Origin of the sequence: Streptomyces sp. NEAU-YJ-81, assembly GCF_017592595.1 — a bacterium.
GTDB classification, from domain to species: domain Bacteria; phylum Actinomycetota; class Actinomycetes; order Streptomycetales; family Streptomycetaceae; genus Streptomyces; species Streptomyces hygroscopicus_B.
Genome location: NZ_JAGFNO010000001.1, coordinates 1,170,712 through 1,192,466, shown reverse-complemented (window position 1 = coordinate 1,192,466; position 21,755 = coordinate 1,170,712). Strand labels below are relative to the sequence as shown.

General features: G+C 71.0%; 23 protein-coding genes. 11 read left to right on the top strand and 12 right to left on the bottom strand.

The genetic code is table 11. The annotated features are described in order from the left end of the window. Positions 1-18 precede the first annotated feature (18 nt). Positions 19-531 carry a gluconokinase gene (locus J5X86_RS05170; RefSeq protein ID WP_208515557.1) on the bottom strand — a complete coding sequence of 171 codons (513 nt, stop codon included), beginning with the start codon at positions 529-531 and terminating at the stop codon, positions 19-21. Between the two features lie 132 nt (positions 532-663). On the opposite strand from J5X86_RS05170, the gene J5X86_RS05165 reads away from it, so the two are divergent. Then, complete coding sequence (locus J5X86_RS05165; protein WP_208515556.1) at positions 664-1,395, top strand: FadR/GntR family transcriptional regulator; 732 nt, start codon at positions 664-666, stop codon at positions 1,393-1,395. A gap of 65 nt (positions 1,396-1,460) precedes the next feature. Here the strand turns inward: J5X86_RS05165 and J5X86_RS05160 are convergent, their stop codons facing one another. Further along, positions 1,461-2,225 (bottom strand): alpha/beta hydrolase, encoded by a 765-nt coding sequence (locus tag J5X86_RS05160; protein ID WP_208515555.1) that lies wholly within the window; start codon positions 2,223-2,225, stop codon positions 1,461-1,463. A gap of 116 nt (positions 2,226-2,341) precedes the next feature. Further along, positions 2,342-3,007: a nitroreductase gene (locus J5X86_RS05155; RefSeq protein ID WP_208515554.1), complete on the bottom strand. Its 666-nt coding sequence runs from the start codon at positions 3,005-3,007 to the stop codon at positions 2,342-2,344. Positions 3,008-3,069: 62 nt separating this feature from the next. Here J5X86_RS05155 and J5X86_RS05150 point away from each other — a divergent pair, with 62 nt between their 5' ends. The 4 genes from J5X86_RS05150 to J5X86_RS05135 all read left to right on the top strand — a co-directional run bounded on the left by J5X86_RS05150 (position 3,070) and on the right by J5X86_RS05135 (position 7,466). Further along, positions 3,070-4,290: an FAD-dependent monooxygenase gene (locus J5X86_RS05150; RefSeq protein ID WP_208515553.1), complete on the top strand. Its 1,221-nt coding sequence runs from the start codon at positions 3,070-3,072 to the stop codon at positions 4,288-4,290. Positions 4,291-4,385: 95 nt separating this feature from the next. Further along, positions 4,386-5,105, top strand: a complete 720-nt coding sequence (locus J5X86_RS05145) for a TetR/AcrR family transcriptional regulator (RefSeq protein WP_208515552.1) — start codon at positions 4,386-4,388, stop codon at positions 5,103-5,105. Positions 5,106-5,260: 155 nt separating this feature from the next. Beyond that, positions 5,261-6,460, top strand: a complete 1,200-nt coding sequence (locus tag J5X86_RS05140; protein ID WP_208515551.1) for an NAD(P)/FAD-dependent oxidoreductase — start codon at positions 5,261-5,263, stop codon at positions 6,458-6,460. 109 nt (positions 6,461-6,569) lie between these two features. Further along, the gene (locus tag J5X86_RS05135) at positions 6,570-7,466 is read left to right on the top strand and encodes an RNA polymerase sigma-70 factor (RefSeq protein WP_208515550.1); all 897 of its coding nucleotides are present in this window, start codon (positions 6,570-6,572) and stop codon (positions 7,464-7,466) included. A 60-nt stretch (positions 7,467-7,526) separates the two neighbouring features. On the opposite strand, the gene J5X86_RS05130 is transcribed toward J5X86_RS05135, so the two are convergent. Further along, entirely contained in the window at positions 7,527-8,276 is a 750-nt protein-coding gene (locus J5X86_RS05130) for an SDR family NAD(P)-dependent oxidoreductase (RefSeq protein WP_208515549.1), read from the bottom strand. Positions 8,277-8,372: 96 nt separating this feature from the next. On the opposite strand from J5X86_RS05130, the gene J5X86_RS05125 reads away from it, so the two are divergent. Together J5X86_RS05125 and J5X86_RS05120 are read left to right on the top strand one after the other, a co-directional pair. Further along, positions 8,373-8,981 carry a TetR/AcrR family transcriptional regulator gene (locus tag J5X86_RS05125; RefSeq protein WP_208515548.1) on the top strand — a complete coding sequence of 203 codons (609 nt, stop codon included), beginning with the start codon at positions 8,373-8,375 and terminating at the stop codon, positions 8,979-8,981. Positions 8,982-9,305: 324 nt separating this feature from the next. Next, positions 9,306-9,677: a hypothetical protein gene (locus tag J5X86_RS05120; RefSeq protein WP_208515547.1), complete on the top strand. Its 372-nt coding sequence runs from the start codon at positions 9,306-9,308 to the stop codon at positions 9,675-9,677. An 84-nt stretch (positions 9,678-9,761) separates the two neighbouring features. Here the strand turns inward: J5X86_RS05120 and J5X86_RS05115 are convergent, their stop codons facing one another. After that, entirely contained in the window at positions 9,762-10,178 is a 417-nt protein-coding gene (locus tag J5X86_RS05115) for an ATP-binding protein (RefSeq protein ID WP_208515546.1), read from the bottom strand. 116 nt (positions 10,179-10,294) lie between these two features. Between J5X86_RS05115 and J5X86_RS05110 the strand changes: the two genes are divergently transcribed. Both J5X86_RS05110 and J5X86_RS05105 read left to right on the top strand, forming a co-directional pair. Then, positions 10,295-11,104: a helix-turn-helix transcriptional regulator gene (locus J5X86_RS05110; RefSeq protein WP_208515545.1), complete on the top strand. Its 810-nt coding sequence runs from the start codon at positions 10,295-10,297 to the stop codon at positions 11,102-11,104. Next, positions 11,101-11,340 carry a DUF397 domain-containing protein gene (locus J5X86_RS05105; protein WP_208515544.1) on the top strand — a complete coding sequence of 80 codons (240 nt, stop codon included), beginning with the start codon at positions 11,101-11,103 and terminating at the stop codon, positions 11,338-11,340. The genes J5X86_RS05110 and J5X86_RS05105 overlap by 4 nt, the downstream gene beginning before the upstream one ends. A 194-nt stretch (positions 11,341-11,534) precedes the next feature. On the opposite strand, the gene J5X86_RS05100 is transcribed toward J5X86_RS05105, so the two are convergent. From J5X86_RS05100 to J5X86_RS05085, 4 genes are all read right to left on the bottom strand, one after another. Further along, entirely contained in the window at positions 11,535-12,623 is a 1,089-nt protein-coding gene (locus J5X86_RS05100; RefSeq protein ID WP_208515543.1) for an LCP family protein, read from the bottom strand. A gap of 16 nt (positions 12,624-12,639) precedes the next feature. Next, positions 12,640-14,730, bottom strand: a complete 2,091-nt coding sequence (locus tag J5X86_RS05095) for a bifunctional polysaccharide deacetylase/glycosyltransferase family 2 protein (protein ID WP_208515542.1) — start codon at positions 14,728-14,730, stop codon at positions 12,640-12,642. Next, entirely contained in the window at positions 14,727-15,083 is a 357-nt protein-coding gene (locus tag J5X86_RS05090) for a hypothetical protein (RefSeq protein ID WP_208515541.1), read from the bottom strand. The genes J5X86_RS05095 and J5X86_RS05090 overlap by 4 nt, the downstream gene beginning before the upstream one ends. 519 nt (positions 15,084-15,602) lie before the next feature. After that, entirely contained in the window at positions 15,603-17,027 is a 1,425-nt protein-coding gene (locus J5X86_RS05085; protein WP_208515540.1) for an amidase, read from the bottom strand. 131 nt (positions 17,028-17,158) lie between these two features. Here J5X86_RS05085 and J5X86_RS05080 point away from each other — a divergent pair, with 131 nt between their 5' ends. Beyond that, positions 17,159-17,305 (top strand): SCO1431 family membrane protein, encoded by a 147-nt coding sequence (locus J5X86_RS05080; RefSeq protein ID WP_208515539.1) that lies wholly within the window; start codon positions 17,159-17,161, stop codon positions 17,303-17,305. 54 nt (positions 17,306-17,359) lie between these two features. On the opposite strand, the gene J5X86_RS05075 is transcribed toward J5X86_RS05080, so the two are convergent. Then, positions 17,360-18,613, bottom strand: coding sequence for a hydrolase (locus J5X86_RS05075; protein WP_208515538.1), 1,254 nt, complete (start codon positions 18,611-18,613; stop codon positions 17,360-17,362). Positions 18,614-18,756: 143 nt separating this feature from the next. Here J5X86_RS05075 and J5X86_RS05070 point away from each other — a divergent pair, with 143 nt between their 5' ends. Further along, positions 18,757-19,470 carry a B3/4 domain-containing protein gene (locus J5X86_RS05070; RefSeq protein WP_208515537.1) on the top strand — a complete coding sequence of 238 codons (714 nt, stop codon included), beginning with the start codon at positions 18,757-18,759 and terminating at the stop codon, positions 19,468-19,470. 385 nt (positions 19,471-19,855) lie between these two features. On the opposite strand, the gene J5X86_RS05065 is transcribed toward J5X86_RS05070, so the two are convergent. Together J5X86_RS05065 and J5X86_RS05060 are read right to left on the bottom strand one after the other, a co-directional pair. Next, positions 19,856-20,071, bottom strand: coding sequence for a hypothetical protein (locus J5X86_RS05065; RefSeq protein WP_043237345.1), 216 nt, complete (start codon positions 20,069-20,071; stop codon positions 19,856-19,858). A 61-nt stretch (positions 20,072-20,132) separates the two neighbouring features. Beyond that, entirely contained in the window at positions 20,133-21,722 is a 1,590-nt protein-coding gene (locus J5X86_RS05060; protein ID WP_208515536.1) for a methylmalonyl-CoA mutase, read from the bottom strand. Positions 21,723-21,755: the final 33 nt, after the last annotated feature.

Here is a 21,755-nt window from a genome sequence, read left to right as displayed (position 1 = left end):
GGGGATTCCTAACCTGCGTTACTGGTGTTCGAGCCGCCGCAGTTCGGCGGCGGCCCGCTCGGTGATGAGCTCGGGTTCCGGGCCGACGTCCACGGCGACGCCGTACTCGTCCGGCCGCAGCGGTTCGAGCGTGGCGAGCTGGGAGTCGAGCAGCTCCCCGGAGAAGAAGTGGCCCTTGCGCTCCTTCATCCGCTCGGCGATCAGCTCGCGGTCGCCGGTCAGATGAAGGAAGACGATGCCGGGCGCCGCGGACCGCAGCCGATCGCGGTACTTCCGCTTGAGCGCGGAGCAGCTCACCACGCCCCCGCCCGCGGCGTGGTCGTGGGCCCAGGCGCCTATGGCGTCCAGCCAGGGGCGCCGGTCGTCGTCGTCCAGCGGGGTCCCGGCCGACATCTTGGCGATGTTGGCCGGCGGGTGGAAGTCGTCGGCCTCGGCGTACGGGACGCCGAGCTCCTCCGCCAGCAGGGGGCCGACCGTGGTCTTGCCCGTTCCGGACACTCCCATGACCACGACAACCTGGGGGGCGTGCATTGTGTGAAACCTCGCTGTCTTCTTCGACCTCGGCGCCGGGGACACTCAACCCCACAGATACGACGTATTCAAGGGTCCGTGACTTAAAAGTCATACTTATTTGATGGGTGGGTGGCCGCGTAGGCTGAGCGCATGGACGAACAGGGGCCCCAGGGCCGTGGTCAGAGGCCCAGGCCCCAAGGGCTGCACGACCGGCTCCTGGAGTCCCTCGGCCCCGCGATCACGGGGGGCGACTATCCGCCGGGCACCGTCCTGCGCACCGATGAGCTGGAGCGGCGCTACGACGTCTCGCGCACGGTCGTCCGGGAGGCGGTGCGGGTCCTGGAGTCCATGCACCTGGTGGAGTCCCGCCGCCGGGTCGGGGTGACGGTGCGCCCCACCGAGGAGTGGGACGTCTTCGACCCCCAGATCATCCGCTGGCGCCTGGCCGGCCCCGACCGCCCCCGCCAGCTCCGCTCCCTCACCGCCCTCCGCTCGGCCATCGAACCAGCCGCCGCCGCGCTGGCCGCCGAGCACGCCACGCCGGAGCAGTGCGCCGAGCTCACCGAGCACGCCCTCAACATGGTCGCCACCTCACGCGGCCAGCAACTGCCCGCGTACCTGATCCACGACGTCGCCTTCCACCGCGTGATCCTGCGCGCCTCGGGCAACGAGATGTTCGCCCGCCTGGGCGACGTCGTCACCGAGGTCCTGACCGGCCGCACCCAGCACCGCATCATGTTCACCGACCCCGACCCGGAGGCGGTCACCCTCCACGTCCGCGTGGCCGAAGCGGTCCGCGCGAGCGACGCGGAGGCGGCGGAGCGCTACACGCGGGAGATCACGGTGGGGGCCCTGCGGGAGCTGGACATCCTGGCGCCCTGAGGACCGCGGGGTCCGCATCCGGAGCGCCTCCGCGCGAACACCGCGCCTCCGAGGCCGGGTTCACCTCAGCGGTCCAACGAGTCCCAGAAATCGGTGAGCACCTGGGCACCACGGCCGGGGTCCTGGGTCATCCACCAGTGGCCGAGCCCGCCCAGCGTCGCGGTCCCGGCACCGGCCCGCCGCGCCGCGCGGCACCGCTGTGCGACGGTCCCGACAAAGCGGTCCTCGGTGGCGAGCAGGGCGAGGCCCGGCCGCTGCGCCGCGCGTTCGAGGTTCCGGCCCAGCTCAGCCATCACCGGTTGGGCGGCTGATCGGTAGAGCGAGTGCGCGGCCCGCCCCATCGCCTCATCCTGGCCCACCGCGACCCGCCTCGCGACCGGCTCACCCATGCCGAGCTCCACGAGCATCGCGACCCGCACCGCGAGGTCCGGACCGAACGGGACGGCCGGGTCCGGTCCCGTGCTCTGTGACTCCTGCTGACTCAGGGCGAACTCGTGCCACACGTAGTCCGGGTCGAACAGGCCGATCACATCGCTGGCCCAACTGCGCACGAGGTCCGGGCGGGCCATCACCGCGTTGAGGGTGTGTGCGCCGCCCCAGTCGTGCCCGACCAGGTCGACGGGTTCGGCGAAACGCTCCAATTCGTCGATGAGCCAGTCCCGGTAATCACCGACGGTCGCACCGAACCCCGTCGGCAAGGGCGCCCCGAAACCAGGCGGGGACAGGCGGATCGGGGCGGGGCGAGCGGGAGCGATGCGTTCGAGCTCGACGAGCAGCGGCTCCCAGACCTCCGGCGTCTCGGGGAAGCCGTGGACGAAAACGGTTGGCATGGCGGGAACTCCGTTCGGGGGTGGTCGCGACTCTGACCAGGTGACCAATTTGGTCAGTTAGCTTACGGGTGTGGCGCCGCTCCGCGACCAGCGCGAGGCGTTCGGCCCTTCGGTGGTCACACTCCAAGGAAGCTCACTGTTTCCGCCATGTCCGCCCGCCCGGTACGCGGCCGTGACACGCCTTCCTTCTCGAATCCCATCGACACACCGCAGAACAGTTCGAGCCCGTCATCGGCTCCGACCATCTGACTGACGGTCTTGCGATACATCGACCAGAACACCTGGGGGCAGCTGTGCAGCCCTTCCGCCCTCAGCAGCAGCATGACCGTCTGCACGTACATCCCCGCGTCCGCCCACTGCCCGGGCCCCATCGTCCGGTCGAGGTAGCAGAACAGCACAACCGGCGCCCCGAACGCCTCCGCGTTCAAGGCGGCGAGCTTCACACTCCTGTCGGGGTCGTTGCGCTCGATTCCCATCGCGTCGTGCCGCTGGGCGGCCGCGGCGGAAAACCGGTCCAGATACGGCGAGGTCAGTTCGGCCGGGTATATCGGATACTCCCGCTCATCACCCGGATCTCCCGCCAGGACCCTGGCCGTTGCGCGCCTCTTCAGTTCGGCCAAGGGCTCGCCGGCCAGGACATACGCATGCCATGGCTGGAGGTTCCCACTCGACGGAGCCCGCGTGGCTGCGGCCAGCACTCGTGCGAGCACCTCCTTGTGCACCGGCTCATCGCTGAACGCCCGCACGGCCTGGCGACTGTTCACGGCTTCATACACATCCACGTTCTCGCCCTTCTCATTCTGACCAGATGACTAATCTGGTCAGTCAGTCTACGCTGAGGGTCATGAAGACGAACACCACCCCGCGACAGCGGGCTCTCGTAGTCGGACTCGGCGTCAGCGGAACCGCCTCGGCATTGCGGCTGCACAAGGCGGGCTGGGACGTTGTCGTCCTGGAGAAAGCAGCCGAACGCCGCCGCGGCGGGTACTTCCTCACCCTCTTCGGCACCGGGATCACCGCGGCAGAGCGCCTGGGCATCGAGGTGCCGGACCGCTTCTCGACCGACATCGCCTACTACAACGTCGATCGCGCGGGCCGGCGGCGGCGCGGCATGGGCTTCGCCGAGGCCGTGCCCGGCCAGTCACGCCCGGTCGTGCGCGGCGACGTCGAGCAGGCAGCGTTCGACGCCCTGCCCGAGAACGTGGAGATCCGGTACGCGTCCATTCCGGTCGCGCTGCGCCAGGACGCGGAAAGCGTGCGGGTTGACATCGAGGACCGGGCCGCCGGGACGGTGACCACCGAACGGTTCGACCTCGTGGTCGGGGCCGACGGCCTGCGCTCGGCCGTGCGCCGGCTGGCGTTCGGGCCCGATGAAGGCCGTATTCACCGTCTCGGCTACATGCTCGCGGCGTGCGGCCTGCCCGGCCCGGTCCCCGGTTTCCGGGGTACGGACGGCATCATCATGTCCGAGCTGGGCCGGTCGGCATGGGTGTTCGCCTTCGCCGACCGGCCACCGACGGCGCTGTTCAACTACCGGACCAACGATGTGGACGGCGAGTTCACCCGGCCCGCCGTCGACTCGCTGCGGGCGGTGTTCGGACCGGAGCCCACGGGCACGACGCTCGGCTGGCTGCTCGACCAGTTCGAGCAGGCGCCGGACCACCTGTTCGACACCGCCGAGCAGGTGCGGCTCGACACGTGGCACCAGGGCAGGGTGGTGCTCGTCGGCGACTCGGCGTGGTGCCTGACCCTCTACTCCGGGATGGGGGCCTCCAGCGGCCTGGCCGGGGCCGACATGCTGGGCACGATGCTGGAGCGGAATCCCGGAGACGTGCCACGGGCGCTGCGGGCCTGGGAGGCGAAACTCCGCCCCTTCATCGAGTTCCACCAGGACAGCGGCATGGTCATGCGTAGGCTCTTCGTCCCGGCCGACCGTACCGAGTACCGGATCCGGTCCGTCTTCGACCACGTGGTGGGGACGACACTCGGCAGAACGCTCCTCTCGCAGGCCGAGCACCGCAGCAAGGCTTCCCGGATGAAGACGGTCGACATCGCCCTGGCGTGACCCGGCCTCAGGGCCCCGCCACACGGCAGACACACCACCTCCGTGAACCCCCGTGACATCATGACGCCGAAGAGCGAACGGGAGGAACCACGACGGTGAGCCGGCTGATCGAACACGACTCCGTCAAGGCAGCCAGAATCCTCGACAGCGCGCGCGAACTGGTCCTCGAACACGGCGTCCGCAAGGTGACCATCGCCGAGATCGCCGCGGCCGCGGGCGTGGGCAAGGGCACGGTCTACCTGTATTGGGAGACCAAAGAAGACCTCTTGGTGGGGCTGGTCGCGCGCGAGGTACTGGCCTGGATCGAGACGATCAACAACCAGATCGCCCAGGACCCGTGGTCCATCCTGCCCCGCCGTCTCGCTCCGCTGCTCATCCGCACGACACTGGGCAACCCGTGGCTGCGGTGGCTCCGGAGCGACGACAGCGCCCTGCGGCAGCTGCTCCACCGCCCCGCCGACCAAGAGCGCTTCGCCGAGGCCACCACGAGCGCGATGGGCAACACGGTCATAACGATCCTGCGCGACCACGGGATCGTGCGCGACGATCTCCCGCTGTCCCGGCAGATGTACGCCCTGCACGCCGTGCTGGTCGGCTTCAGCACCGTCATGAACGACGCCGATGTCGCAGGCTCGCTCAGCATCGACGATCCCGAAACCGCCCTCGCCGACACCGTCCAGCTGCTGCTCGAACGGCCTCGCGACCCCGCCGCGCGCGATGTCGCCAAGGCCGCGGAAGCGGTGCGGGCCCGGTTCACCGAGATTCACGACAACCTCCTGGGACTCGTCGCGGCGGGCGCCGCCGGAACCAGATGACCCGTGCCCTCGAGGCCGTGCCGTTCAGCCGCGGATCAGCCGACGCGGCGTAGGACCGGGCCGCGCCCGATGTGCGCTACGTCTCACCCGTGGGCCGTTACACCGGATGCGCCGCTGGTGTCTCAAGGCCGAGTCCATAACGCGAGGGAGACATCATGAACGGGAACGTCGAGGTGGCCGTGATCGGCGGCGGGTACGGGGGCGTGACGGCGGCCAACAGCCTGGCTCGGCGCGATGGCGTGTCGGTGACCCTGGTCAATCCGCGTCCCCACTTCGTCTCACGGATCCGCCTGCACCAGCTCGTGACCGGCTCCGATGACGCGGTCGAGGACTTCGGTGAGGTTCTGGGCGGGAAGGTCCGGCTGGTGGTCGACACCGCGACCCGGATCAACGCTGCCGAGCGCCAGGTGTCGCTGGCGGGCGGTGGCACGGTCTCATACGACTACCTCGTCTACGCGGTGGGCAGCGGCGCCGCCGATCCCGGCGTGCCCGGAGCGGCGGAGTTCGCTCATTGGGTGTCGGACCTCGAGGGGGCGGAACGACTGCGGTCGGCGCTGGCCGCGGCGCCGGCATCGGCTCCGGTGACCGTGGTCGGGGCCGGCCCGACCGGTCTGGAGACCGCCGCCGAGCTGGCGGAAGTGGGCCGCAAGGTCACCCTGGTCTGCGGCGACGTGCTCGGCCCCAGCCTGCATGCCCGGGTCCGCCGCCCGGTCGCCCGTCGGCTCGCCAAGCTGGGTGTGACCGTTTTCGAAGGTCCCCGTGCGCAGGTGACGGAAGTGACACGCGACGCCGTGCGGCTCGACGACGGCCGCGAGCTGCCCAGCGCGGTGACCATCTGGACCGCGGGATTCCGCATCCCGGACCTGGCCGCCCGCAGCGGGCTGCGCACCGACACCGAAGGCCGTCTCATCACGGACGCGACGCTGACCAGCGTGGACGACGTACACATCGTCGCCGCCGGGGACGCGGCGGTGATGACGGACCACCCGTTCCGGATGAGCTGTCAGGCCGCCGTGCAGCTGGGCCCGGCAGCCGCCGCCACCGTCCTGCGCCGGATCGCGGGGAAGACACCCGCTCCCGTCCGGATGTTCTTCGCCGGGCAGTGCCTCAGCCTCGGCCGAAACGAGGGCGTCACCCAGTTCTCCTACCCGAACGACAAGGTGAACGCGCTCCGCATCAGCGGGCGGACCGGTGCCGGCGTCAAGGAGATCGCCTGCCGGTTCACCCTCAACAAGTTGGTGTCCGGGGCACGCAAGGCCAGTTCCCGCGCATCCCACGGCGATGACACCGACCGCCTGGAAACGCCCCGGCCGGAACACCGCACGACGCCGTCCGACACTCGAGGCGCGGCCTGACCGCCACGTCCCCTTCCTGGGCCGGACCGACCGGCCCGGCCCGAGAAGGACCGAGCCGGACTGACAAGCCGGCGCCTGGCGCCGACCACGAGAGAGTGAAGCGCACGACATGGACGACCACGTCTCCGACCCCGCGACCGAGGTCTTCGTCGCCCACCGCGACCTGCTGTTCACCGTCGCCTACGAGATGCTCGGATCGGCGGCGGACGCCGAGGACGTCCTCCAAGAGACCTGGCTGCGGTGGGTCAGGGTCGACCTGGCGCAGGTGCGGGACCAGCGCGCCTACCTGGTACGGATCACGACCCGGCAAGCACTCAACCGGCTACGCACCCTCAAACGGCGCAAGGAGGCCTACGTCGGCTCCTGGCTGCCCGAGCCCCTGCTCACCGCGCCGGACGTGGCCGAGGACGTCGAACTGTCCGAGCACCTGTCGCTGGCACTCATGTTCATCCTCGAAACCCTCTCACCGACCGAACGCGCCGTCTTCGTGCTGCGCGAGGTCTTCGACATCGGCTACGACGACATCGCGGCCGCGATCGACAAGAGCCCCGCCGCCGCACGGCAGATCTCCTACCGCGCCCGCCGGCACGTCGACGCCCGCCGGCCGCGCACACCGGTTTCCCCGGAAGAGACCCGGGCAGCGCTGAGCTCGTTCCAGCGCGCGCTCGCGACCGGGGACCTGCGGGGCCTGCTCGACGTACTCGCCCCGGACGTTGTCTTCGTCAGCGACGGCGGCGGCCTCAGGCTGGCGGCCCTGCAGCCGGTCGTCGGCGCCGACAAGGTGCTCCGGTACATGGCCGGCAGTATCGACAAGGCCGGCGGCATCCTCACCGGTGAGCTCACGACGGTCAACGGCAACCCCGGACTCATCCTGCGCCTGGACGGCGTGGTCGACGGCGTGCTGGCCTTCCGCGTGGAGAACGCCCGCGTCACCGGCCTCTACTACGTCCGCAACCCCGAAAAGCTCACCCGCGTCGAGTCCGAGACCCCCCTCACCTCCCGCTGACCGTCCCCTACGGCGCCGGGGCCGCGGGGGCGGGCGCCGGTGGCGGCCGGTGCGCCCGGGTCAGATCTGGTTCTCGCCTCCGTCGACATAGAAGTTGGCGCCGAGGATGAAGCCGCTCTGCTCGGAGGCGAGGAACGCCACGAGCGCGGCGACCTCCTCGGGGCATCCCATCCGGCCGATCGCGGCGGTCGTGGCGAGGTGCCCCCTGGCGTCGGCCGCGTTCTCCTCGCCGAAGAGGTCCGTGATCCCCGGAGTGTCGATCGGGCCCGGCGAGACCGCGTTGACCCGGACGCCGCGGCCCTTGAGCTCGTTGGCCCAGGTCCGCGCGAAGGACCGGATCGCGGCCTTGGACGCCGCATACGCGCCGAACGCCTCCGTGCCGTTGTCGGCGGCGGTGGAAGCGTTCAGGATCACCGAGGCGCCGTCGTTGAGCAGCGGCAGCGCCTTCTGCACGGTGAACAGCGTGCCCCGCACATTGACGGCGAAGGTCCGGTCGAGGTGCTCCTCGGTGACCTCCTCCAGTGTCGCGAACGCGGCGGTCGCCGCGTTCGCGAAGACCACGTCCAGTCCCCGGCCCCGGGCGCGGACCGCGTCATAGAGCCGGTCCAGGTCGGCCAGGCTCGTGACGTCCCCCGCCACCGCGGTGGCCCCCGCCGGGCCGATGGCCTCAACAACCGCGTCCAGCTCGGCCTTCCGCCGACCGGTGATGAACACGTGCGCGCCCTCGGCCGCCAGCCGTACGGCGGTGGCCCGGCCGATCCCGGTGCCGCCGCCGGTGATGACGGCGGTCTTGCCCTCAAGCTGTCCCATGACAATGACCTCCACAGATTTCGGTACCGCTCGGTACTGAAGGTGAGCGTAGCGCACTTCTGCACCGACCGGTACTGAAGAGGTATGCTCCATGCCATGAACGCGCGACAGAAGGCACCGATCGGCCGACCGAGGGGTTTCGACGCCGACGAAGCCCTCGAACGCGCCATGCGGGTCTTCTGGGAGCAGGGCTACGAAGGCGCCAGCCTCACCGACCTGACCAGCGCCATGGGCATCACCCGCACCAGCATGTACGCGGCCTTCGGCAACAAGGAGGACCTGTTCCGCAAGGCCCTGGAGCGCTACACCGAGGGCCCCGCCGCGTACGCGGACCGGGCCATGCGGGAACCGACCGCCCGGCAGGTGGCCACCGCGTTCCTGGGCGGCTCCGTCCGGGCCAACACCCGCCCCGGCTGCCCGGCCGGATGCCTCGGCGTCCAGGGCTCCCTCGCCGCCGGCGACCCCGGACGCAGCGCCCGCGACGCCCTCATCGCCTGGCGCAACGAGGGCACGGCCCGCCTCCGCGACCGGTTCCGGCAGGCCGTCGACGAAGGCGACCTGCCACCCGGCACCGATCCCGGAGTGCTCGCCCGCTACCTCATGACCGTGGCGAACGGCATGGCCGTCCAAGCGGCCAGCGGCGCCACGCAGGAGGAACTGCAGCAGGTGGCCGACATGGCGCTGCGCAACTGGCCGGCCGCCTAGTCAGCCCCAGTATCAGCAACTCAGGGCTTTGATGTTCTCTTGACCCGCTTGGGCTGGGTGGCACCGACGATGGTGACGGCCGGAACGGGTGGGCGGGCGGTCCGCAACGCGGCGGCGGCACGTTAGTCACACGGCAGCGAACGTTAGGTGCCGGTTAGTCGGTCATTACCGCCGCCGGACAAGGTGGTAATTGAGTTCACCAGGCACCAGCCGTTCTGGCCAGTGCCGCGACGGCCACCGCCATCGGCATGGGCCGGCACAGGCGGGTACGGCTTCGGCGTCTGCCCGAACGAAACACCCACTTTCCGACACGATGGAGCTGCCGTGAATAACCAGTTCGCTCGGCGTATCGCTTTCGGCGCAATGGGTCTGGCCGGTATTGCCGGCGCGATCGCCGTGACCGCTCCAGCCGCCTCGGCCGCGCCGGCGGCCGGCGGTAAGGTGCGTGTCTGTAATCACGCGAGTGGCTACAGTTCGTTCGTCGCCTTCACCACAAACACGCACACGAACGCGATCGCTCCTGGCCACTGTACTGCTTGGCGGCCTTCGATCAAGGTCGGCAAATTGGTGTATGTCCAGGGCAAAAAGAAGCGCGACATTTTCCAGATGGGATCGTACAAAGTGCCCACTGGTACCTATCAGGTGGAAACCCGCGGAACCCGCGCAAACCCAACGTTCCGCATCGTCCGCAAGTAATCCACTGCTCGACAGTCGGAACACTGTCCTGCCGGGTACGTACCCGGCAGGACAGTTTCGCGTTGTTTGAACGCTTCAATACACCTAGGTCCCGATCTCGGCCCACACCGTCTTGCCGATCAGTTCGGGTACGACGCCCCAGCGATCCGCCAACTCCTCGACCAGCAGCAGCCCGTGCCCGCACTCGCGCGGCGCCTCGGGCTCGGGGGCCGGGCGCACGGTCGGCAGCCGTTCGACCCGGGGGTCCCGCACCTCGATACGGAGGGTGTTCCCGGTGACGCTGAGTGCCAGCCGGAAGTTCCGCCCCGGGACGCGGCCATGCAGCGCGGCGTTCGCGGCCAGCTCGGCGATGATCAACGCCGCCGTCTCATGCGGCAGGCCCCATGAGCGGATGCGCTCCGTCCCGAGGAGTCGTGCCAGGCGGGCGCCCTTGCGGGTGGCCGAGAGCAGGACGGTGAAGGGCGAAACGGAAGTGTCGGTTCGAGTGATTTGTTGGCTCACGTCACTCAGAGTGGCCGCGCGCGAATAGGCTGAAAAGTAGCGACGCCGATACGGGCAGTGACTGTCCGGCCCTGGTCCGGGCCTGTCCGGCGGCGCCGGGTGGGAGGTGGTCCCGTATGGAGGATGAGGAGAGCGGCGCGGTCCTGAGGACGGTCGGCCGTCAGATCAAGTTGTGGCGCGAAGCGGCCGGGCTGAAGCAGGCCGAGTTGGGGGCGGCGATCGGTTACGGCGAGGAGCAGGTTTCGGCCGTCGAGCGGGCCCGGCGCATCCCCAGCCCGGAGTTCCTGGACCACGCGGATCAGGTGTTGGGGGCGAGCGGGAAGCTGGCCGCGATGAAGAAGGAGGTCGCCGAGGCCCGCTACCCGAAGAAGGTTCGGGACTTGGCGAAGTTGGAAGCCGAGGCCGTTGAGATCGGCGCATACGGCAACCACAACGTGCAGGGGCTCTTACAGACGCCCGAGTACGCCCACGCGTTGTACGACATGCGACGCCCGTCGTATTCGGAGGAAGAGATCGAACGCCATGTGGCGGCCCGCATGGCACGGCAGGAGATCTTTGAGCGGCGGCCCGCGACGACGCTGACATTCGTCCAGGAAGAGGTGACGCTGAGGCGCCCGCTTGGGGGCAGAATGGTCCTGCGCCGCCAACTCGAACACCTATTGACACTAGGCCAGTTGAGGCACGTCGAGATCCAGGTGATGCCGACGGATCGTGACAACCATGCCGGGATGAGCGGTGAGCTGCGGGTTCTGAAGCTGAACGATGGCACGACGGTGGGCTATTCGGAAGCTCAGCTCACCAGCCGCGTGATCTCCAATCCCAAAGAGGTCCAGATCCTTGAGCTGCGCTATGGGATCATCCGAGCGCAGGCCCTCACGCCGCGTGAGTCTCTGGCCTTCATCGAGAAACTGCGGGGAGAGACATGACCCTCAAGCCCAATGAGTGGATCAAGAGCCGCTACAGCAGCAATGACGGCCCTGACTGCGTTGAAGTCGCCTGGGCCAAGAGCAGCTACAGCACAGCCGACGGCCCCTCGTGCGTTGAGGTCGCCCCCACCCCCTCCACCATCCACATCCGCGACTCCAAGAACCCCAACGGCCCCCAACTCGCCGTCACCCCCACCGCCTGGACCGCGTTCGTGACCTACGCCAGCAACAACTAGGGGGCCTGGCGGGTCTTGGCGCCTGCGGCGGGCTGCTCCCCTCCCCGCCCCTTCCCGAAACTGGGGCTCCGCCCCAGACCCCGGGGTCAGAGGTGCAGCCCCCCGGGTCCAAGGGCGCAGCCCCCTCGGGGTCCAGGGGCGGAGCCCCTGGTAGCGGGAAGGGGCGGGGAGGGGAAAAACCCGCCGGACAGGGCCTAGTCGCGGCGGGCGCCCACCGGCTGATCGTTCCGCAGCCGCCCGAACAGCCACTTCGCCCGCGCCTCGTCCCACTGCACCGCGCTGCCCTTGGACGTCGCGAGGCCATGCCCCGTCACGGGGACATTCAGCCGGTTGCCGTGGCCACGGCCATGGTCGCCCGCGACGCTCTGCATGGCCTTGAACATGGCCATGAGCGTTCGCAGGTCCATCCCCTTGTCCACGATGAGTGTGTCCAGGCCCGCGCCCACGGTCGGGAAGACCTTCCACGGGACGAGGGCCTGGCTCGGCCGTGCGGCCTGCTTTGCCAGCGCGGACAAGAACTTCTGCTGGTTCTGGCTGCGGCCGAGGTCTCCCTTGGCCTCCTGGTGGCGCTGGCGGACGAAGGCCAGCGCCTGGCGGCCGTCCAACGTCTGACACCCTGCCTTCAGGTCGGCGCCCGACTTCTTGTCCTTGATGGGCTTGTCGAGGCAGAGGTGGACGCCACCGACGGCGTTGACGACGTTCACGAAGCCCGCGAAGCCGATCTCCGCGTAGTGGTCGATCCGCAGGCCGGTGTTGTGCTCGATGGTCCGCACCAGCAGCTCGGGACCGCCCGCCGAGAACGCGGCGTTGAGCTTGTTCTTCGACGGCCCGGGGCGCTTACCGGTCATGGGGTAGGTGTACGGCGGGATGGTCACCCAGGAGTCGCGCGGCAGGCTCATCAGCGTCGCGCCGTGGGCGCCGGTGTGCAGCACCATCATCGAGTCGGTGCGGCGCCCCTCGGCGGAGCCTGTGTGCAGGGTCTTCTTGTCCCGGCCGGAGAGCCCGTCGCGGCTGTCGGACCCCACGACGAGGTAGTTGGTGCCCTTGCCCTTCGGGGGGCGGTGCTCGACCTTGCCCAAGTCGACGTCGGTGTTGAGCTTGGACCAGGCCCAGCCGTAGGTGGAGGCGCCGCCTACCAGGGCCACCGCGAGCAGGACGACCACCGTGCGCCGCAACCGCCGGGGCCACCGGCGGCGGGGCGCGGGCTCGCCGTAGCCCGAGTCGTACTCGTCGTCGTAGCCGGACTCGTAGCCGTTGCCGTTGCCCGGCCAGTCGTGGGACATCGTTCTCCTCACCTCCTCAGTTGGATGACAGACGCTCGGCGGACCCGGCGGGCCCGGCGGTCAGCCGGTCCGCGGCTGAGCCGGAGCGGTGGATGCGGTGCCACCGCAACCGGGTGCCGAACAGCGCGCTGACCACGGACTGGATGATCACCAGATACATCAACTGCCGGTAGACGAAGAGCTGCAGGGGCATCGCCCACAGCGCCGTCAGCCGCTCCTTGTCCAGCCGCAGCGCGTATCCGGCGCCGAGCAGTTGCAGCACGAGGAAGGCGAGCCACACCCCGATCGACTCCACGGGATTGGCGAACAGCACGCCGTACAGCGCGAAGACGTCCACGATGGGGGCGAGCAGCGGCAGCGCGACCTGGAAGAGGAAGAGATAGGGCAGCGCCCGGCGGGCGAAGCGTCCGGCCTGGCCGACCTCGCGGAGGGCGCGGCGGTGCTTCCACATGGACTGGAGCGTGCCGTAGCACCAGCGGTATCGCTGACGCCACAGTTGGCCCAGGGAGGTCGGGACCTCGGTCCAGGCGATGGCGGTCTCCTCGTAGACCACCCGCCAACCGGCCCGCCACAGGGCCATCGTGAGGTCGGTGTCCTCGGCGAGGGTGGCCTCGCTGACGCCGCCGACGCCCATCAGCGCGTCCCGCCGGAAGGCCCCGATCGCGCCGGGCACGGTCGGCATGCACTCCAGCACCTCGAACATCCGGCGTTCGAGGTTGAACCCGAAGACGTACTCCAGGTGCTGCCACTTGCCCAGCAGCCGACGGCGATTGCCGACCTTGGTGTTGCCGCTGACCGCGCCGACGGCCGGATGGGCGAGGGGCTGGACGAGGCGGTGGATGGCGTCCGGTTCGAAGACGGTGTCGGCGTCGACCATCACCACGATGTCGTGGTGCGCGTGGACGAGGCCGGTGTTGAGGGCGGCGGCCTTGCCCGCGTTGGGCTGGCGGACCACCAGCACCCGGGGGTCGTCGATCCAGGTGGCGAGGTCCGCCGTCCGGTCCGTCGAGCCGTCGTCGATCACGATGATCTGGAGCTGCCAGTGGGTGGAGGCGAGAAGTGAGCGGACGGTGGACTCGATGCCCGCCTCTTCGTTGTACGCGGGGATGAGCACCGTCACCGGCTCGTCCACCTCGCGCAGCCAGGGCGCGCCGGGCCGGGAGCGCTGGAGGCGCCGCACATGGGCCCGGGCGAAGAAGACGAGCAGCCCCTGCCGGAGCAGGGCCAGGGCGCCCGCGATGCCGAGTACCCAGGTCATGGCCTGGACGAAGATGTGCCCGATGCCCTGGACCTGGATCAGTGCCTCGCCCTGCAGGCGGCCGACGGTCGACACCGGAGTGTTGACCGGGGGCCCGCCGAGCCCTTCGGACACCGTGGCGAACTTCTCGATCTTCCGGTTCCGGAGGAGCTTGTTCGCCTCGGCGTAGCCGGTGTCGTTCTGGCTGTACTGCCGGACGACGCCCCGCTCCGGCTTCCGCAGCGGCCGGTCGGCCGCGACCAGGAGGTAGCCCTGGTCGGCCGCGCGCCGGGCGGCCGTCCACTCACCGCCGCACATCGTGTCGGCCTGGGTGGTGAGCGGCAGCCGCACGAGTTTGGTGTTGACGCCGGCGGTGCCCGCGAGCGCGGTCTGGGTGAGGGACAGCTCCAGCCGGGTGCGCGGGGACGAAGCCGAGCCCAGATCGGATCCGGTGTAGGCGCCGGAGCCGATCTCATGCCCCTCGGCGCGGATCCGCTTGACGAGCTCGGGGTGGCGGACCGCCTGCGCGCCGGAGAGGAAGAAGGTGGCGTGCGCGTGGTGGCTGCGCAGCAGGTCCAGCAGGCGCGGGGTCCATACGGGGTCGGGGCCCCCGTCGAAGGTGAGGGCGACGGTGCGCTCCGGCATCCCGGCCGTCTCGACCGTGCCGCCGCCTCCGATGCGTACGACCGGCTTCCCGGTGTCGGCGGCCTTCGGCATGGGGCTCGTACAGGGGCGGCGCGTCGACTGGGACGCGACCTCGTGGGTGGTCCAGCCCTCGAAGACCAGCGCGGCGGCGACGGCCGAGACGACGATGATCAGCAACAGCCAGTGGCCACGCGGCTCGCGGCGGTGTGCGTGCCGGGGGCTCACCAGGGGCCGCCCCTGGACGGCTCGGCATCGGCAAGGGGCTCGGTCACCTCGGCGCCGTAGGAGTAGGTGCTGGGCCAGTGTCCGGCGGCCTGGTCACCGCCGATGGTGCCGCCCGTGGTGCCCGTGGTGCCGCCCGTGGTGGACCGCTCGACGGTCCTGGGCGGCTCCTGGTCGGCCTGCCACAGCACCCCGGACAGGGCCGTGCCGAGAAGCAGCAGATATCCGAGGCAGGCGCAGCCGACGGCCAGCGCCGCGAGCGCCAGAAGCTGGCGCCGCCCGCCGGAGGCGTTGACGAATATCTGCCCGGTCTGTTTTCTCCGCCGCCGTCTCTTTTCGGCCACTGTCGTCACCATGTGGCGGAAGTCTAGCCAGAGCTCCGCCCACCGCCGACCGACCGGGCCCGCGCCCTCCTGACCGCCGCATGCCCCTCTGACCTGGCCTTTTTCGCCCGAGCGGGCTCCCGGTCCGGAGCCCCGGCGGACCCCCTCAACGGCAGGGGCCGACACCTCGAACGGCGCCCATGGGCGACGAGTTGGGGCACCGCCGAAAATGAGACGAGGCTCACGAAGCCATCCGACGCGACCGCGCCCCCCTGGAACGATCCCGTGCGGTGTCCGCGACGGCTACGGGGTGTCCGGCGGACCACGCGGCGGAGCCGCATCTCGATGCTTTCCCCTCCCCGCCCCTTCCCGGAACCGGGGCCCGGCCCCGGCCCCCGCCGGGGCTCCGCCCCTGGACCCCGCTCCTCAAACGCCGGAGGGGCTGGAAGGCGTTGCCAGGGGCTTCGCCCCTGGACCCCGGAGTCCGGCGCGGCGGAGCCGCAGAGCGATGCCGCGGGAAGGGGCGGGGAGGGGAGCAGCCCGCCGCAGGCGTCAAGATCCGTCGAACACCCCGTAGATCGACGGCCGGTGCTCGTACCACCGCTGGTCGGCCTCCAACTGGGCCGCCAGCGAGATCAGCACGGGCTCACTGTTGGCCGGGCCGAGGAACTGGGCGCCCAGCGGCAGCGTGCGCTCGGGGTCGGCGAACCCGGCGGGGACGTTCATCGCGGGCCACCCCAGCACGTTCCACGGCCAGGCGTACGGACACGCCGCGATCATGGCCCGATCGGTCTGCCACCCCGACAGCGCGGCCATGGCGCCGATCCGCAGCGGGGGCGTGGCCGTCGTCGGGGAGAGGACCACGTCGAAGCGCTGGAAGATCGCCCCGACCTGGCGCCGCAGCGGCTCCTCGTACGACCGCGCCCACCGCAGCGCGGCGCCGCCCAGCAGCCGGCCGTTGCGGGCGGCGTGGCGGGTGCGGATGTCGAGCAGCAGCGGATCGGGGACGCGGCCGGACCATTCGAAGAGCCCGGCCGTGGCGCGCGGCAGAAAGGAGAAGCCCACGAGCCCGTAGCGCGGCTCGGCCTCCACGACCTCATGGCCGAGGGCCCCCAGCCGCTCGGCGAGCCGGACGACCGAGGCCCGCACGGCCGGGTCCAGCTTCTTCGGCGTACCGGTGAAGGCCGTCTTGAAGGAGAGGGCGATCCGCAGCCGCCCCGGGTCACGGCCCACCGCGGACAGCACATCCACCGGCTCCGGGCAGTGCAGATCCCCCTCGCAGTTGCCGGTCACGGCGTCCAGCAGCAGCGCCGCGTCGGCGACCGTACGGGCGAGCGGGCCGTTGCAGGTGATGCCGTTGAAGGACTCCGCGTCCGGCCAGGTGGAGATCCGGCCGCGCTGGGGCTTGATGCCGATGAGGTGCGTCCAGGCGGCGGGGATACGGACCGAGCCCGCGCCGTCGGAGCCGAGCGCGGCGGGGACCAGACCGGCGGCGACGGCGGCCGCGGCGCCACCGGACGAGCCGCCGGGGGTGTACTTCGGGTTCCAGGGGTTGCGGGTGTCGCCGAAGGCGGGGCCCTCGGTGAACGGCCACTGACCCAGCTCGGGGGTGTTGGTCTTGCCGACGATCACGGCCCCGGCCGCCCTCAGCCGCCGCACCGCCTCGCCGTCCTCGACCTTGGCCGGGAAGTCGCCGCAGCAGCCGAACGCGGTGGGCTCGCCCGCCACATCCGTATCGTCCTTGACCGCGAGCGGCACCCCGAGCAGCGGCAGCCGCTCCCCCGCCGCCAGCCGCCGGTCGGCCTCGGCGGCCTCGCGCAGGGCGGCCTCGGCGCGGATGCGGCGGAAGGCGTTCAGGGTGGGCTGGGTCTCGGCGATGCGCTCGAGCACCTGCTCGACCAGCGCATGGGAGGTCACCTCGCCTCCGGCCAGGGCGCGGATCTGCTCGCCCAGACCCTTGGGAATGACGCTGGTCACCGTGGTCCTCCTCGGGTGAGTTCGGCCACTCCCCCTTTACCCCTGGCGGCTGCTCCGCGCACCCTGGGCAACGGTGATGACCCGTTTCATCACTTTCATCACGATCATCGCTGAGCACAGAGGACACCCGCATGACCGACATCGCGGCGCGCCGCACCGGCCTCCACTCCCGCACCGGAGGCCCCTCCGACGACCAGGATCACCTGCTGGAGCATCTGCTCGGCTGGTCGCTCGTCGTCGTCCTCGCCTTGCTCACCACCCAGCTCGGACTGTTTTAGACGTACTCGACCCGGTCCGGGCCCGGACCGGGGGCTCCGGCCTGGACCGGGGACCTAGTCGACGAATCGCACCTCCGGGTAGCGGGCCGACGGCCCGTCGAGCAGCCCCGCGTCATCACGGTGGCGCAGCTCGCGGTCGAAGAACGCCGGGACATACGCGCGCTGGACGGCCACCGCCCGCTCCGGGGCGACCGTGCCGATCGCATCGGTCACCACCTTCTCCGGCAGGCCGAGCCGCGCGGCGATCCGCGGCAGCATCGACGTGGCGTCGGTGTAGGTCGCATGGGCCGAACCGAGCAGCGTCAGATCCAGGCGCGGGCCCGAGCTGTGCTCCCACAGCGCACCCCACGACGGCACGGTGTGGTGGTCGTTTCCGTCCTTGCCCATGGTCAGCACGGGACGGTCCACCCCGTCCGCGGCGACCGTCGAGAGAGGGCCGGGGTCCTGGTCCTCCTCGACATAGGCCAGCACCCCGTCCAGATTCGCGGCCGCCGCGATCCTCCGGTCGTCGTGCATCGCCTGAAGGGCCGCGAAACCGCCCGCCGACTGCCCGAACGCGCCGATGGCGGACCGGTCGAGCGGCATCGGGGCGAGCGCCTCCAGCCGGTCGAGGACGAAGCGAAGATCCGCCACCCGCACCGCACAGGTCTTCCGCAGCAGTTCGACGACCGTGCCTTCGCGCTTGGCGCGTTCGTACTCCTCCGGCAGCCTGCTGGTCTCGACCCGGCCATCCGGGAACTCGACCGCCGACCCGTCGTAGGTGTGGTCGACGCAGATCACGACATAGCCGCGCGAGGCCAGCTCATCGGTGAGCGTGGTGCCCAGCGAGCGCGGGTCGCCGACGCCGGGCGAGTAGAGCACCACCGGGCGCGCGGGGCCCCGGCGCGCCCGCGCGGGCGGGGCCCCCTGGTGCGCGAAGGTGCGCGTCGCCGCCCAGTCGACACGGCCCTTCGGCACGCCCCCGAAGTTGTTCAGCCGGTCGAAGCCGGCCGCCTCGCCCGGCAGCAACTGCGCGGCGCGCGGATACCGCTCGACGTCCCGAGCCGGATAGCGGACGCTGACCATCAGTTCGCGCGACGGCCGGGAGGCGACCCAGGGATCGGGCCGGTCCTGATCGACGAGGCGGTGGGAGACGGTGCCCACGGGGTACGGCCCGGTGGGCGCGGGCAGCGTCAGCCGCACCCGCCGGGCGGCCGGGGCGGCGACCGCTGCCTTCGGCTGCGCCATCCCCACGCCTACGGCGGCGAGGGCGGTGGCGGCGAGCAGTGCCCGGCGGCGGGGGCCGGAGTCGGAAGTACGTGTGGTCATGCCGAAGAGCGTTCCTGGTCCGGCCGTACGCCACCATCAGGCCGCCCACCGTCTCCGGGGTGGGGGTGGCCCCAGCGCCCGCACGGGGTGGCCCCAGCGCCCGTACATCACACTGCACCGCACCGTATGCCATAGTGGACCGTATGACGAACGACGCCGCAGGCTGGCTGGACTCAGCCGCCATCGACCCCGCCGTGCACGCCCTGCGCCCCGACTACCGGGCGCTGCTCATCACCGCCGAGGGGCTGCGTCCCGGGCCGAGCGACGAGCTGAGCGAGCGGCTGCTGGCCGACGCCGAGCAGGCGGCGCGGGAGCGGTTCGGGGACGGGCCGGTGGAGGAGCATCCGCACCTGGCTGCCTGGCGAGAGGCGTTCCGCGCCTTCGGGGCCAAGCCCCAGCGCACCCGGCCCAGCGCGGAGGCGCTGCTGCGGCGGGCGCCCGCCGGGCTGCCCCGGGTGGACCGGCTGACCGACATCTACAACGCGATCTCGGTCGCGCATGTGATCCCCCTGGGCGGCGAGGACCTCGACCACTACGTGGGCGCGGCCCGGCTCGTGCGCGCCGAGGGCGACGAGACCTTCGAGACGACGGCCGGGGGCGAGCCGGTGGTGGAGCACCCGGCCCCCGGCGAGGTCGTGTGGCGGGACGAGGCGGGCGTCACCTGCCGCCGCTGGAACTGGCGCCAATGCACCCGCACCCGGCTCACGCACGAGACCACGCGGGCGATGTTCGTGCTGGACGCGCTGAGCCCGATGGACGACATCGCGCTGAAGGCAGCCGGTGACCAGCTCATGGAGGCGCTGACGGACGCCAGCCCGGGGGTGACGCTCGCCTCCCGGCTGGTGGGCGCGGCGTAGCGGGGCCGCTAGGGCGGCGGGTCCGGCGGATCTTTCCCCTACCCGCCCCTTCCCGCAACCAGGGGCTCCGCCCCTGGACCCCGGAGGCTGGGGCGGAGCCCCGAACACCCCCAGCGCCCTGGCACGCCAGGACGACGGGGCCTGGGCACTGGCCGGCCCGGCCCGGGGTCTGGGACGGAGCCCCAGTTTCGGCCCCGCTGCCAAGGGCTTGGCCCGGGGGCTGGGGCGGAGCCCCAGTTTCGGGAAGGGGCGGGTAGGGGAAAGGCCCACCCGACCGTGCCCACCGCCAAGCGCCTCACCCCCGGACCACGAGGGCTGGGGCAGAGCCCCACCACGCGGCGGAGCCGCGTATCGATACTGCGGGAAGGGGCAGACCCGCCGCGGGCTAGAACAGCGACTGCTGCCCCGGGGTCGGCGGCTCATCCTCTCCGAAGAGCTTTGGCGGGGTGGTGAGCAGCGGCGCGATCCGCCGCGAGCCGGGGCAGGAGATCAGCTCGAGGGCGGAGCGCCGCCCCGGCGGGTCATGGCGGGCGAAGCGCCCACCGACGACCGCGATCTCACGGGTGCAGACCGGGCAGGCGCGGCGGGGTGACGACGACATGGCTCCAGTGTCACCCAACCCCCTGACAACGGCCCCGGGCCGACATCCGACACCGGCCGCCTCAGAACGCGTCCACCGGCTTGTACGTCCCCCACACCTCCCGCAACGCGTCGCACACCTCGCCAAGCGTGGCCCGCGCCGCGAGCGCGTCCTTCATCGGGTACAGCACATTGGCCGTGCCCGGCTCGCTCTCGGCGGCCTTCCGCAGGGACGACAGCGCCGCGCCCACCGCCGACCGGTCGCGTTCGGCGCGCAGCCGGGCGAGCCGGTCGCGCTGCCGGGCCTCGATCTCCGGGTCGACCCGCAGCGGCTCGTACGGCGCCTCCTCCTCGAGCTGGAAGCGGTTGACGCCGACCACCACCCGTTCGCCCGCGTCCGTCTCCTGGGCGATCCGGTAGGCGCTGCGCTCGATCTCCTCCTTCTGGAAGTTCCGCTCGATGGCGGCCACCGCACCGCCCAGGTCCTCGACCCGCCGCATCAGATCGACGGCCGCCTCCTCGACGGCGTCGGTCAGCGACTCGACGGCGTAGGAGCCCGCGAAGGGGTCCACGGTCGCCGTCACATCCGTCTCGTACGCCAGCACCTGCTGAGTGCGCAGCGCCAGCCGGGCGGAGGTGCCGGTCGGGAGCGCGATGGCCTCGTCGAAGGCGTTGGTGTGCAGCGACTGGGTGCCGCCGAGCACGGCGGCCAGGCCCTGGACGGCGACGCGTACGAGGTTCACCTCGGGCTGCTGGGCGGTGAGTTGGACACCCGCGGTCTGGGTGTGGAAGCGCAGCATCTGGGACTTCGGATCGCGGGCGCCGAACTCCTCGCGCATCACCCGCGCCCAGATCCGGCGCGCGGCGCGGAACTTGGCGACCTCCTCCAGCAGCGTGGTGCGGGAGACGAAGAAGAAGGAGAGCCGGGGCGCGAAGTCGTCGATGTCCATCCCCGCCGCGACGGCCGTACGGACGTACTCGATGCCGTCGGCCAGGGTGAAGGCGATCTCCTGGGCGGGCGAGGCCCCGGCCTCCGCCATGTGGTAGCCGGAGATCGAGATGGTGTTCCACCTCGGCAGCTCGGCCTTGCAGTACTTGAAGATGTCCGCGACCAGCCGCAGCGAGGGCCCGGGCGGAAAGATGTAGGTGCCGCGGGCGATGTACTCCTTGAGGATGTCGTTCTGGATGGTGCCGGTCAGCCGGCTTCCGGCCACGCCCTGCTCCTCGGCCACGAGTTGGTAGAGGAGCAGCAGCAGGGCCGCGGGCGCGTTGATGGTCATGGAGGTCGAGACCCGGTCCAGCGGGATGGCGCCCAGCAGCACCCGCATGTCCTCGACCGAGTCGATGGCCACGCCCACCTTGCCGACCTCGCCGTGCGCGAGGGGGGCGTCGGAGTCGTAGCCCATCTGGGTCGGCAGGTCGAAGGCCACCGACAGTCCGGTGGTGCCGTGCTCGATCAACTGCCGGTAGCGGGCGTTGGACTCGTCGGCGGTGCCGAACCCCGCGTACTGCCGCATCGTCCAGGGGCGGCCGGTGTACATCGTCGGATAGACCCCGCGGGTGAAGGGGTACTTCCCCGGCTCGCCCAGCCGCCCGGCCGGATCCCAGCCGCTGAGCGCGCCGGGCCCGTACACCGGCTCGACGGGGAATCCCGACTCCGACTCGCGCGCCATGGGTCCACGCCTCCTGGTGGCTGATACCGGGCG

What these genes read in the sequence shown, in the direction of transcription:
- J5X86_RS05140 (WP_208515551.1), top strand. Translation starts at nt 5,261, where the DNA reads ATGAACGGGAACGTCGAGGTGGCCGTGATCGGCGGCGGGTACGGGGGC.
- J5X86_RS05110 (WP_208515545.1), top strand. Translation starts at nt 10,295, where the DNA reads ATGGAGGATGAGGAGAGCGGCGCGGTCCTGAGGACGGTCGGCCGTCAG.
- J5X86_RS05135 (WP_208515550.1), top strand. Translation starts at nt 6,570, where the DNA reads ATGGACGACCACGTCTCCGACCCCGCGACCGAGGTCTTCGTCGCCCAC.
- J5X86_RS05125 (WP_208515548.1), top strand. Translation starts at nt 8,373, where the DNA reads ATGAACGCGCGACAGAAGGCACCGATCGGCCGACCGAGGGGTTTCGAC.
- J5X86_RS05105 (WP_208515544.1), top strand. Translation starts at nt 11,101, where the DNA reads ATGACCCTCAAGCCCAATGAGTGGATCAAGAGCCGCTACAGCAGCAAT.
- J5X86_RS05160 (WP_208515555.1), bottom strand. Translation starts at nt 2,225, where the DNA reads ATGCCAACCGTTTTCGTCCACGGCTTCCCCGAGACGCCGGAGGTCTGG.
- J5X86_RS05130 (WP_208515549.1), bottom strand. Translation starts at nt 8,276, where the DNA reads ATGGGACAGCTTGAGGGCAAGACCGCCGTCATCACCGGCGGCGGCACC.
- J5X86_RS05080 (WP_208515539.1), top strand. Translation starts at nt 17,159, where the DNA reads ATGACCGACATCGCGGCGCGCCGCACCGGCCTCCACTCCCGCACCGGA.
- J5X86_RS05100 (WP_208515543.1), bottom strand. Translation starts at nt 12,623, where the DNA reads ATGTCCCACGACTGGCCGGGCAACGGCAACGGCTACGAGTCCGGCTAC.
- J5X86_RS05170 (WP_208515557.1), bottom strand. Translation starts at nt 531, where the DNA reads ATGCACGCCCCCCAGGTTGTCGTGGTCATGGGAGTGTCCGGAACGGGC.
- J5X86_RS05150 (WP_208515553.1), top strand. Translation starts at nt 3,070, where the DNA reads ATGAAGACGAACACCACCCCGCGACAGCGGGCTCTCGTAGTCGGACTC.
- J5X86_RS05165 (WP_208515556.1), top strand. Translation starts at nt 664, where the DNA reads ATGGACGAACAGGGGCCCCAGGGCCGTGGTCAGAGGCCCAGGCCCCAA.
- J5X86_RS05090 (WP_208515541.1), bottom strand. Translation starts at nt 15,083, where the DNA reads ATGGTGACGACAGTGGCCGAAAAGAGACGGCGGCGGAGAAAACAGACC.
- J5X86_RS05065 (WP_043237345.1), bottom strand. Translation starts at nt 20,071, where the DNA reads ATGTCGTCGTCACCCCGCCGCGCCTGCCCGGTCTGCACCCGTGAGATC.
- J5X86_RS05060 (WP_208515536.1), bottom strand. Translation starts at nt 21,722, where the DNA reads ATGGCGCGCGAGTCGGAGTCGGGATTCCCCGTCGAGCCGGTGTACGGG.
- J5X86_RS05075 (WP_208515538.1), bottom strand. Translation starts at nt 18,613, where the DNA reads ATGACCACACGTACTTCCGACTCCGGCCCCCGCCGCCGGGCACTGCTC.
- J5X86_RS05070 (WP_208515537.1), top strand. Translation starts at nt 18,757, where the DNA reads ATGACGAACGACGCCGCAGGCTGGCTGGACTCAGCCGCCATCGACCCC.